Source organism: Mesobacillus thioparans, from assembly GCF_965138835.1.
Taxonomy (GTDB): Bacteria; Bacillota; Bacilli; order Bacillales; family Cytobacillaceae; genus Mesobacillus; species Mesobacillus thioparans.
On the sequence record NZ_CBCSFH010000010.1, the window covers coordinates 155,159 to 166,473 of the forward strand.

At 44.0% G+C, this 11,315-nt stretch carries 13 protein-coding genes; 3 read left to right on the forward strand and 10 right to left on the reverse strand.

Annotated elements, in window-relative coordinates; all coding sequences use genetic code 11:
- Positions 1-129: 129 nt before the first annotated feature.
- Positions 130-1,590, reverse strand: a complete 1,461-nt coding sequence (locus tag ACNAZ4_RS16700) for a spore germination protein (protein WP_415816130.1) — start codon at positions 1,588-1,590, stop codon at positions 130-132.
- A 166-nt stretch (positions 1,591-1,756) separates the two neighbouring features.
- Here ACNAZ4_RS16700 and ACNAZ4_RS16705 point away from each other — a divergent pair, with 166 nt between their 5' ends.
- Complete coding sequence (locus tag ACNAZ4_RS16705; protein WP_415816132.1) at positions 1,757-2,638, forward strand: hypothetical protein; 882 nt, start codon at positions 1,757-1,759, stop codon at positions 2,636-2,638.
- Here the strand turns inward: ACNAZ4_RS16705 and ACNAZ4_RS16710 are convergent.
- The 9 genes from ACNAZ4_RS16710 to ACNAZ4_RS16750 all read right to left on the reverse strand — a co-directional run bounded on the left by ACNAZ4_RS16710 (position 2,610) and on the right by ACNAZ4_RS16750 (position 9,840).
- Positions 2,610-4,148, reverse strand: coding sequence for a rhomboid family intramembrane serine protease (locus ACNAZ4_RS16710; protein ID WP_415816134.1), 1,539 nt, complete (start codon positions 4,146-4,148; stop codon positions 2,610-2,612). The genes ACNAZ4_RS16705 and ACNAZ4_RS16710 overlap by 29 nt on opposite strands.
- Before the next feature lie 150 nt (positions 4,149-4,298).
- On the reverse strand, positions 4,299-4,496 hold the full coding sequence (locus ACNAZ4_RS16715) for a hypothetical protein (RefSeq protein WP_415816136.1): 198 nt from the start codon (positions 4,494-4,496) through the stop codon (positions 4,299-4,301).
- 149 nt (positions 4,497-4,645) lie between these two features.
- Positions 4,646-5,596, reverse strand: coding sequence for an L-lactate dehydrogenase (locus ACNAZ4_RS16720; RefSeq protein ID WP_415816138.1), 951 nt, complete (start codon positions 5,594-5,596; stop codon positions 4,646-4,648).
- A gap of 160 nt (positions 5,597-5,756) precedes the next feature.
- The gene (locus tag ACNAZ4_RS16725; RefSeq protein WP_415816140.1) at positions 5,757-6,545 is read right to left on the reverse strand and encodes a DUF92 domain-containing protein; all 789 of its coding nucleotides are present in this window, start codon (positions 6,543-6,545) and stop codon (positions 5,757-5,759) included.
- Positions 6,535-7,104, reverse strand: a complete 570-nt coding sequence (locus ACNAZ4_RS16730) for a 5-formyltetrahydrofolate cyclo-ligase (RefSeq protein WP_415816142.1) — start codon at positions 7,102-7,104, stop codon at positions 6,535-6,537. The genes ACNAZ4_RS16725 and ACNAZ4_RS16730 overlap by 11 nt, the downstream gene beginning before the upstream one ends.
- 249 nt (positions 7,105-7,353) lie before the next feature.
- Entirely contained in the window at positions 7,354-7,503 is a 150-nt protein-coding gene (rpmG, locus tag ACNAZ4_RS16735) for a 50S ribosomal protein L33 (protein WP_192470885.1), read from the reverse strand.
- A gap of 57 nt (positions 7,504-7,560) precedes the next feature.
- Positions 7,561-8,193: a hypothetical protein gene (locus ACNAZ4_RS16740; RefSeq protein ID WP_415816144.1), complete on the reverse strand. Its 633-nt coding sequence runs from the start codon at positions 8,191-8,193 to the stop codon at positions 7,561-7,563.
- Positions 8,165-9,400 carry a glycosyltransferase family 4 protein gene (locus ACNAZ4_RS16745; protein WP_415816146.1) on the reverse strand — a complete coding sequence of 412 codons (1,236 nt, stop codon included), beginning with the start codon at positions 9,398-9,400 and terminating at the stop codon, positions 8,165-8,167. The genes ACNAZ4_RS16740 and ACNAZ4_RS16745 overlap by 29 nt, the downstream gene beginning before the upstream one ends.
- Entirely contained in the window at positions 9,397-9,840 is a 444-nt protein-coding gene (locus tag ACNAZ4_RS16750) for a DUF4912 domain-containing protein (RefSeq protein ID WP_415816148.1), read from the reverse strand. The genes ACNAZ4_RS16745 and ACNAZ4_RS16750 overlap by 4 nt, the downstream gene beginning before the upstream one ends.
- A 329-nt stretch (positions 9,841-10,169) precedes the next feature.
- Between ACNAZ4_RS16750 and ACNAZ4_RS16755 the strand changes: the two genes are divergently transcribed.
- Positions 10,170-10,544, forward strand: a complete 375-nt coding sequence (locus ACNAZ4_RS16755) for a hypothetical protein (protein ID WP_415816150.1) — start codon at positions 10,170-10,172, stop codon at positions 10,542-10,544.
- Positions 10,541-11,038: a hypothetical protein gene (locus tag ACNAZ4_RS16760; RefSeq protein ID WP_415816152.1), complete on the forward strand. Its 498-nt coding sequence runs from the start codon at positions 10,541-10,543 to the stop codon at positions 11,036-11,038. The genes ACNAZ4_RS16755 and ACNAZ4_RS16760 overlap by 4 nt, the downstream gene beginning before the upstream one ends.
- The last annotated feature ends 277 nt before the right edge of the window (positions 11,039-11,315 follow it).

Genomic DNA, 11,315 nt, shown 5'->3' on the forward strand with positions numbered 1-11,315 from the left:
TTACCATACTAAGTATAAAGGATACCTTTTGCGCCCTCAAGTAGGCTGGCCAAGAATTTCTGACAAAAGCTGCACAAGTTTTCAATAGCAAAAAGCAGCAATCGGAATTGCTGCTTTAAACAGAACATTCTAACGGTCTGGGTCCTGCGGTTTCAAGATCCTTGGTCTCCTGTTTTTCAGCGGGATTGGTGACCGGATGAGCACATCCCTGAAGGCCCTGGGATTGAAAGGAATGAATGGCCAGAGATACGGCACACCAAACGATTTCATCCTGGCCAGGAAGATGATGAAGAGCACAATGCCAATCAGGAAGCCATATAGCTGGAATGCCGCCGTCATAATCAATAAGAAAATCCTCACGAGCCGGTTTGCCAGGCTCATTTCGTAACTTGGCGTCGCAAAAGTACCAATCGCTGCGATGGCAAGATACAGGATGACTTCATTTGTCAGGAGACCTACTTCCACGGCCACCTGCCCGATCATCAGCGCAGCCACCAGCCCCAGGGCTGTTGCCAGGGAGGTGGGCGTATGGATGGCTGCCATCCTGAGAACATCTATCCCGATTTCAATCAGGAAAAATTGTAAGAACAACGAAATTTCTCCGGGATCATTAGGTCCGATAAAGGACATACTCTTAGGCAGCAGTTCCGGTTTGACCGCGAATAAATACCATAATGGCAGCAGGAACAAAGAAGACCATACTGCCAGGAAGCGCACCATCCTTAAATAAGCTCCGACAAGCGGCTTATTTCGATACTCCTCCGCATGCTGCAGATGATGCCAGAATGTTGTTGGTGTAATCAGGACACTTGGAGAACCATCGACAATGATGCACACATGCCCTTCATATAAATGAGTAGCTGCCGTATCCGGGCGTTCCGTATATCTTACCGTCGGAAAAGGGTTCCAGTGTTGTCCCGAGATGAATTCCTCGATTGTTTTCTCCGCCATCGGAAGTCCGTCTGTATCAATTTTGCTGATCGATTTTTTTACTTTCTCAACCATTTCAGGATCGGCGATGTCTTCAATATAACAAATGACAACATCCGTTTGCGATCTTCTCCCGACCTGCAGATATTCCATTCGTAATGTACGGTCGCGGATTCTTCTTCTTGTAAGCGACGTATTGAAGACCAGGGTCTCCACGAAGCCGTCCCTGGCACCTCGCACTACCCTCTCTGTATCCGGCTCCTGTGGACCGCGCACAGGGTATGTCCTCGCATCAATCAGGATGACTTCTGTTAGTCCGTCCACCGCAAGGGCTGTCGGCCCAGCCAGCACCATATCGACAACTTTATCGAGATCGTTTGTTGTCTCCACTTCTACATATGGAATATAGGTCTTTACCAGTTTTTTTAATGTATCAACTTCAAGGGCACCTGGTTCAAGCTTGGCCAGTAACTGCATGATATAGAGCATGATGTCGTCCTTGACAAAGCCATCCACGAGGAACAATGCCATATCTCTGCCGGCATATTCGACATCAAGCTGGATCACGTCGAAACTTTTATCGACTCCTAATTCTTCTCTTATGTAAGCGATATTTTCCTTTAAATTCTCATGGACCGGATGTTTCGTTTTCTCTGCCATATAATTAACTAACACCTCTCTTTAAAGCCGACCATAATTTTCCTATCGATTCCTTTTTCCATCTTAGCCAAAACAATCTAAAAACATACTTAAAGGCATGGTATCCGGACAAGTATCATATAGTGTTTATACCGGCATACCCTATAATCGGAAAAGGATGAGCAGGATGAAAAAGTTATGGTTTTTAAGTATAAGTGCATTAGCCATTGCGGTCTCTGCATTACTGATCCAACTGCAGGTCAGCAATACTTCCGTTGAGACTATCACCTTTTTTCCATTGAATGATGCAGTAAAGTATAAAAGTGCCAGCACATCATTAAGCCTTTTGAAGGATAAAAAAAACAACCAGCACCAGGTTGATTGGAAGGTTCATTCGAGTTTGGACCAGGAGGCTTACCTCCGGCAGGATATGGGACTCTTGTTCGTCAATGGACTTTTAAAAGGGAAATTTGCCAAATGGGAGCAGGACACGTCAGATTTGTCCCAGGAAGAAATTATTTCATATGGAGAAAGCGCCAGGTATGACGCCATTTCCTTTCACTATGCCGAGCTGCATGGTGGTGGGGACCGGATCACAAGTGCCCAAACAATGTCAGATGATATGATCTATGTGATCGACTCACCGTTCAGCCCGCTTCAATCCTTCACTATTGCCAAAAGCAATCAGGAACAGGAATGGAAAAAGGTGCTTGACCAGAGTGTGAAGAACAGGCTTGAACAAAGTTTGAAAAACGCTGAAAAGACATTCAGGTTCAATGCCTCGAATTATATATCGATTCCATTGGACAAAATCAGGATATATGAAGACCAGCCAATACCAGGGTTTACAAAAAAGGAGACCGCCAACATTCTGGGAAGGTTATGGGAAGGGTTGTATAAGAATTATTACCTGGGCATAAAAAAAAGCGATGGCACTGCCGTTGACCCGATTGGCAGTACCATGCCTTTGATTTTGGTCGCCAGGGATAAAAGCCACCTCCTGGTTGTCACCCAGACAAGGTCAGGAGAGAGCATCATCCTTAAGCAGCTTCTTCAAGATAGTAATTGATCTGCTCTAGTGTCTTTTTGTAGCTTTCTTTCCCGGGATTCAGCTCTACTGCTTTTTTAGCGTATATACGTGCCAGATCAAGATTTTTTTCATCAAAAAAGATCAAGGCAAGATTATAGTATGCTTCATGGAAATCCGGTTTCATCTCGATTACCTTAAGGAGATTGGATTTTGCTTCTTCCAGTCTTCCCAGCTTGATTTCGGTAAAAGAAAGCATGAATAAGGATTCTGATGAAAGCTGCTCTGTCTTGCCATACTGCGACAGGAGGTCATATGCCTGCTGATATTCTTCTGCCTGAACATGATTCTGTGCGAGTACCAGAATGGACCTTTCATCGACTAGGTCTGCTTTTCCGCTAAAGCCATACTGTAATGAAAAAAAGATTGCTGCAACTGCCACTGCCAGGAAGGCGGTTTGCAGCAAGGGACGTCTTTTCTTAGGAAGATGGAAGATCCCCGCAGATATAAATCCTCCAAACAGACCTCCTATATGACCCGCATTATCAATACCTGGGATTGTAAACCCGAATGCGAGGTTGATGCCAAGCACGACCAGGATATTCAGACCGAGCGTCCGCCAAAACAGCCTTGGTTTTGCTACACCAAAATACAGCAATGCCCCGAAGCAGCCAAAAATCGCGCCACTTGCACCAGCCGAGAGATTCGGGCTGTATAAAAAACTGGCGAGCACACCACTGAATCCTGCTACGATATAGATAAATAAAAAACGAAAATTACCATACAGCCGTTCAACCATTGTTCCTAAATAATATAAAGCAAGAGTATTCATGAACAGGTGGAGCAGGCCGATATGGATGATGATTGGCGTAAAAAAGCGCCACCATTCTCCCTCAAGGATCAGAGGGTTGAACTTTGCGCCAAACTTAATCAGGGTGGAAGTATCTGTGCTTCCTCCCGCTGCCTCAAGTACGAGAAACATCAAAACCTGGATGGCAATGAATATATAAGTGAAAAAGGGTTTCCCATATTGAAATACCGATTGCTCTTCTTTTGCTCTTTCTACCGCACTGAAAAGCGCATTTTTTTGGATGGACTCAATTGCTTCCCCGGAGTGCTGCTCAGCAAATTCAATGCTTAGCTGATCATCGAACCTGTTTTCCAGCTTACCTAAAGCTTCCTCGGCATTGGACCTTTCCACCAAAATGGATTCAACTGTCACCTTTCCATTTTCAGAAAGGTATGGCTCTGCAAGGCGAAATTCATAGTCATCCACAGGCGGATATGCGCTGAAGTAGAGATTCAGGACCTTCAACTCTCCTTTAGCAAACTTCTTGCGGATTCTTTCTCCATTGTCGGCGATCAACATGATGTCACGCTGAAGCCAGTTGCTCCAGTCCAGATTATATTGAAGCAGGCGCACAACCTGCGTATGCTTGTTTTCTGTCTTTTCCAGCCACATTTCTCCCTGATTCTGCGATACCTGAAGAATACGGTACTCCTTCTTAACAATCAGGAATTCCGCAACTTTCCAAAACAAATACTCTTCCAAAAAAGCCAACTTCTCCCCTACTTTCCCGCCCAAGTCCGGCCACTATTGTATAATCTATATTTTTTCCTCTCCAAAAATATTATAAACCAAATAACGTGATTCGAGATATAAAGAGGTCTTTAACGCAGAAAAAGACCTGGCAAGGTCTTTTTACTGGAACTCTGAAGGTCCTGAGAATAAAGAATTCATCATCCTGCTTCTGATGCCAGGCATTCCCATGATCGAACCCACCGCCACCCGGCGCAGGAACCGATTTCCCAGAAGCATATTCATGACCCGGTACCTGTTCTCAAATACAAAGTATCCAGCCAGGCCAAGCATGAAAATCGAAACCACTTTTCTTACCATATATATCCCTCCCTTTTTATTTTAGGAATTAAAGCAGATTTTTATCCTTTTAAACTAAAAAAAATCGGATTAAAAAATGTATATATAATAGAAGAAAGCGGTAACAAATTGATCCGGGAAAAGGGCCGCCTATAGGGCAGCCCTTTTTACTATGATTTCATCACGGGATCCATGACCTTTCTCAATACCTCTACAGAATGATCGAATTTTTGCTGTTCTTCTTTTTCCAGAGGAAGTTCAACAATCTCCCTTATTCCATTTCGGTTAACGATCGCTGGTACACCAATGTAAATATCGTCGTGTCCGTACTCGCCATCTAGATGTGCGGATACCGTCAGGATGGAGTTCTCATCCTGAAGGATGGCCTTCGTCAATCGCACCAGCCCCATGGCAATCCCATAATAAGTGGCACCTTTGCGCTGGATGATGTGATAGGCGGCATCCCGGACATTCGTGAAGATGTCCTCCAGGTCATCATGCTTGTAATGTTCCTGATCTTTTATCATTTTGGCAATCGGCTTCCCGCCGATATCGGCATGACTCCATACAGGCAGTTCTGTATCCCCATGTTCTCCTATGATATAAGCATGGACGTTACGTGTGTCTACCTTGAAGTAGTCTCCAAGCAGGAATCGGAATCTCGCTGTATCAAGGATGGTCCCTGAGCCGATGACCCGTTCCTTTGGAAGACCTGAGAATTTCCAAACAGCATATGTCAGGATGTCCACTGGATTCGTCGCAACAAGAAAAATACCATCAAAACCGCTGGCCATGATTTCATCTACGATGCTTTTAAAAATCTTCGTGTTTTTCTCTACCAGATCCAGTCTTGTCTCTCCAGGCTTTTGGTTTGCACCTGCACAGAGAACCACCAGGTCTGCATCCTTGCAGTCAGCATATGAACCGAACCATATTTTTGTCTGTGAAGGAGCAAATGCCATACCATGATTCAAGTCCATAGCGTCGCCTTCAGATTTTTCTTTATTCAAATCAACCAGGACCAATTCCTCGGTTACTCCCTGGTTAACCATTGCAAACGCATAACTTGAACCAACGAATCCCGTTCCAACCAGGACAACACGGTTTACATGATTTTTCATATCCCATTTCCCCCTTAGATTATTATTGATGACATAATTGTACAATTTTCCGCTATAAATATGTATTCCCCGTATTCAGAGTAAACGTTATCATTATAAACAATTTGTTACAATTCAATCTGAATTTTAAAGAAGGCCAAAGCAGACATCTTTGCTGAGACTAAATAATGACATATAATATCATTCCCCCAACCGCCGCTGTAAAACATGAAAGAAAATTCACTGCATCATTATTCATCAGGAACAGCCCGGAAACATGATCGGTTGGCTCAGAGCAATGCACAGGTTTCTCTGTCAACAAATTGCAGCTCGTGCATTTAAACTTCGCCTGCAGATAGGCACCGAGCAAGGTATCCAGCATCGTTCCTGTCAATCCCAATAGAAATACAGCCAATGTCCACCCTGCTCCCAGCGAAAACAGGTACTCAGCCGCCAGGGCGATCAACAAGGAACCCGCCGCGGCTGCAGCAGTTCCAACTCCTGAAATCGCACCTGAAGTTCCTCTTGGGACTCTTTTAAAAGATTTGATCGATAGTGGCTGCCTTTTGCTCAACACACCTAATTCTGATGCCCATGTATCTCCATTCGCACTGGCAAGGGAAATCGCCAACACATAGAACCAGACAGGATCGGGTGATAAAAAATTTACCAGACCAGCGATTGCTGCAGTTCCGCCATTTGCCGCTACCTGTGCCCAATCCCTTGCCGAGCCCTTTTCATGTAACTCACCCAGTTGTTCCTTATGATTGGATTTATACCTGGACAGCAAGCTTGAAGTGAGGAAGAATAATCCCAATAACACAAGCCCCTTGAAACCAAAGCCCGCCCAAAGGGATATTCCCGTAAAAAAAGCCGCAACAGCTCCTGATGGCTTGAGAAGGCGAAAATAGGCGGAAGTGCCGGCAAATACCGCTATGAACCCTATGATCAGGAACTGGTCAATCTCCAATCTTGATTACCCCTTCGCTATGAATTATCTTCTGTACAGGTATGTCATGGCTTTCTACGGGGATTTCGTTCACCAGCTGATCTTTGAAGGCCAAAGAAACGGTGTTTCCATGATAGTCTGCCAGAAAGCGGTCATAGTATCCCCCTCCAAAACCAAGTCTGAAGCCACTATCCGAAAAAGCCAGACCAGGAACAACCACCAAATCGATTTCATCTCCTCCAACTGAAGCGGTCTCGTTTACAATTGGCTCCAGCAAGCCATAATAAACAGTTTCAAGTTGCGAGAATCGCTTCAGTTCCCTGAAATCGAGACGTTTCGATTTAGGTTCGCATTTTGGGATGACCATTCTTTTGCCTTGCTCCCAGCCCATCCTGATAATCTGCAAAGTATCAACTTCAGGAGCCTTCGACACAGTGACAGCCACTGTTTCCGCTGAAATCCACTCATCAGATCGATAAAGCTGCTGTGCAATTTGATATGACTGATCTTCATATTCGGGCAGTTTAAGCTCTGAGAGTTTTTCCATAATATACTTTCTAAGAGTTTTTTTGGCATCCATGCTTATTTCCCCCAAACGTTCACTTTTTTATATGAACAATATCTATGTATTAACAATACCATTCACTTCATGCAGCGAGAAAGGGTTTTGGCAGGTTCTTATTAATTATGTTAATTTATTGAATATTAAGACAACTCAACTCAAACAATATCCTCACAAACACAACCTCAACATCGATAGAGACACGCCCTGCCATGCCATGACCCCGTTTTAGGCAAACAAAAAAGCAGCTGGGAAAAATCCCGCTGCTTATTTTGTTTCGCGATGAGTAGTCGCGCGCTTATCTCTTGAGCAATATTTCTTTAGTTCAAGACGATCTGGGTTGTTACGCTTATTTTTTTTAGAAATATAGTTGCGCTCTCCGCACTCTGTGCAAGCTAATGTAATGTTTACACGCATGTTATTTCCCTCCAAACTAATTCAAGCTAGGTTCGTGCATACGACTTTTCTATAATATCACTTTTTGTCGGGAATTGCTAGTGTGTTTTTTAAAAGGAGTGCATTCAATTGAACAACTGCACTTTTTTCTGTTCCTTCAATGAACCAACAGCAGCTTTTCTGTGTTTCCCGCGGGTTCATTTTCAGATCAAGCGAGAATAGGCTGGCGGCCGCGCCTTTTGCCATCGGCTGATAATTCAGCTTCCCTGATTTCCGGCAATTCCAAAGGCGCTCAGTGCTTACATTCCAAATCGGCTGCACGGTACACTGCTTCATCCTGCCGCTGCTATTCAATCCGTTGACAAGGTATATTCTTTTATCCGCAAAGTGGAAAATGACATTCTCGTTTGGTGAAACAAAGCTGAACTGTTCATTCGCACTTTCAGCATGGCGCTGCATCAAAATCAACTTAGCTTCTTTTTCAGTTTTGGAATGGTTAGTTACATAAAGATCAAAAAATTCCACCCTTGAATGAATATTTGACTGCTTGATTTTTACTGATAATTCTTCATGTGGCAAAAGTTTTTCAGTCATATTCCCGAGCCAGTACACTTTTCCATTGATCCATATACCAGGACTGAAAATCAATGGTTTCCTGATTGGTTCATATGTCTCTTCATTGTCAATTTGGAGATAAGCATTCATCTTCATTCGTTACCCTCCTTCTGGCATTGTTTGATAACACCTTTTCATATAATCTGTCTGTTGACTTAGCGTTCTGGGCCCAACTGAAGCTATCAAGGACTTTGATTCTGCCAGACCTGGCTATTGCTCTGGCGGCAGACTGATTTCCCAGGATCCATTCAAGTGTAAGAGCAAGGCCTTTTTCATTTCCAGGCTGCATATAAAAGCCGGTTTTATAATCTTCGATCAATGCCTGCATGCCTCCGTTTTTTGCCAGGACAGTCGGGACGCCGGCGGTGAGCGCCTCTGCTGCTGCAAGTCCGAATGGTTCATAATCACTCGGAAAAACAGCGATATCTGCTTCTCTAAGTAATGCATCACGGATCGATTCATTGACGAAGCCGATAAATTGCACAGAATCCTCGAGTCCCTGCTGGACTGCTTTATTCCGGTATGTGTCCAATAATGGTCCATTCCCGGCAATCACAAAACAGACATCATCGTGTTCCCTCATCAGTTCAGCTGCCGAAAGCAATGTCTCGAAACCTTTTTCCTTGACGATCCTCCCCATTGAGAAGATCAGCTTCTTTCCGGATAAGAATGGGTAGAGCTCGCACACCTTCAAATCAAGCTTATGAGTTTCTTCTAGTCTTGCCCCATTGGGAATGACTGTGATTCTTTCTTTTGAAACATTGAATAATGAAATGACCTCTTCTTCCATAAAATCGCTGCACACGATCAATTCGTCTGCATGATTGCAGAGTTCATTTTCCTTGTTGAATATAAAATGCTGAAGATCAGAATAAATGCCATTATTTCGACCATATTCAGTGCCATGTATTGTCGCAATCAATGGGATGTCCAGTTCCTCGCTGATAAACTCTGCTGCCGGTCCTGTCATCCAGTCATGAGCATGGACAAGGTCGAATTGAATATGTTTAGCCAGCTGCAACGCTTCTTCGATGACAGCCAAATTAAAACCGCCGATCCAGGAAAGGAAATCCGGGTCCTGTGCATTGAGCGGAGTTTTCCGGTGGATATGGACTTCCCCGAATCTCATGTAATCTGGATGGCCGGACGGGTTGCTGGTCAAAACATGGATTTGCTGATGGATGTTTGCCAATTCGCTTGCAAGAGCATGGACATGCCTGCCAAGTCCGCCGATAATTTGCGGCGGATATTCCCATGTGAGCATCAGGATCTTTTTCTTTTCATGACCTTCCCAGTCCTTCACTTGTTGAGACCTCCTTCAAGGTTCTCATAATAAGTATAGGTACTTACCTTTCCAGACCATCCAGGCAAAAGCGGTTTGTCTTCTTCTAGCTGTGTGCTGGAATCCTGAAAGATGACCTTTGACCTTTTCATTGGAAAGAACGTTTCTCCACCACGTTTGAGCCCTAGCTCAACTTGATAATTGCTGGTTGCGTTGACTCCCTTGAACAGCCAGCTCGACACTCTATGACGAAGGATTGCTTCTGAGACGACACTTCCCAAGTTTCGGTCATACAGGCGCAGTGCCAAAATATGCTGTTCATCCGGGATCAAAAAGTACTTGCCTATGAAACGGACTTTTTCCTCCTGAAGGTGCCAGTAAACAAATAGCTTGCCTGGTGAAAGGATTCTAGCCTCTAAATGGTCCTCGATCTTTTTGGGTTGTTGATTGCGATTCGTCACGACTGACCTCCAAAACAATCATTATATGATTGAAAATTGAAATTGATTCGTTAAATTTATGTTAGCACGTTCTCATGACTGTCACAATGAACGCAAATTGTCGTAATTTGCAGCTTGCTGAATACACTTCGCAGAAACGTCCATTAATTTTTCCGTAGTCTATTGGGATTACAAATATGGAGAGAATTCGACAGTGTTTACAACGAATGGAAATCATAATAAGACAAATCTATCATTTTTTTTCAGGAAAAAAATATCCATCGAATTTTCGAATTTTGAATGGTAAACTTATTCTATGTGTTCTAATAACAGCTCGGGAGGAATAACAGATGGGCTATATAATCATCAGCCTGATTGTCCTGGCCGCCCTCCTTTTCGCACTTTCTTTCTTTTTGAAAGATCCATACAAGGAATTGCGTGAGGAAATCGACCAGCTGACAATCCAGCAAATTCAAGACCTGTACCAGATCAAGAAAAAACTAAAAGTACTGGAGGAAGAATTGCTCGTAGGTGATACGAACCTGGACAGGCAATCTTCATTTAATACAGGAAAAAAGCAGATTCATGAAATCATAAAAAACCAGGTATGGTCGCTCGCCCAGCAAGGAATGGACTTAAACCAGATCGCAAAGCAATCATCGCTTTCAACTCAGGAAGTCCAGGAAATCATTAATGAATTCGTTGATAAAGGACAGATCGTATGAATAAACGAACAGCTCAAGCATTTGCATTAGGACTGCTTTTCGCAGCCGTGTTCCTATGGGCCAGCAGCAGCGTGATTGCCGGAAAAGAAAAAGATCCGGAAAAGAAAGTTGCTGTTTCGGACGCTAAGAAGATGCTCGAAGACAAAGGATACAAGGTGCTGGATAGCAGCGAATTTGCAAAACTTAACGAAAAGAAAACCGAAGTTGTAAAAGAAGATCAGCCAAAAGAAGACACACCTAAAGAAGAAGCACCTGCCGAGAAGGCGGAAGAAGTAAAAGAGGAAAAACCGTTCACACTCGTCATCGCAAGCGGCATGTCGCCTGGTGATGTTGCCACAATGCTTGAAAGCCAGGGAATCATCGACGATGAGACTAAATTCGAGCGTTTCCTGATTGATAAGGGCTACCATACTAAGGTACAAATCGGCAAGTACGAATTAAAGAGCGGCCTTGACTACCAGCAGATTGCCAAGATCATCACAAAAAACAGGTAACCCCATTTTTAAGACCCTTTTAATTAAGGGTCTTTTTTTTGTTCTGACAAGGCAGAACAAAAAGCGCAAGCGCCTTGTTCAGCCCCGACAAGCGCTGCCCGCCTAAATCGCCACGTCCTGTGGCTGGCGGGTCTAGCACATCGTGTGCCTCGGAGGGCCTGACAGTGAAGTCGTTCTTTGACTTCATTGGCAGGACCGAAATCGAAAAGTATAGCCGACTGCCCAGAAACGCAGAAACTGGAGACTCCGACAAAGAAGCGCTTTTTGCTTCTGCGGG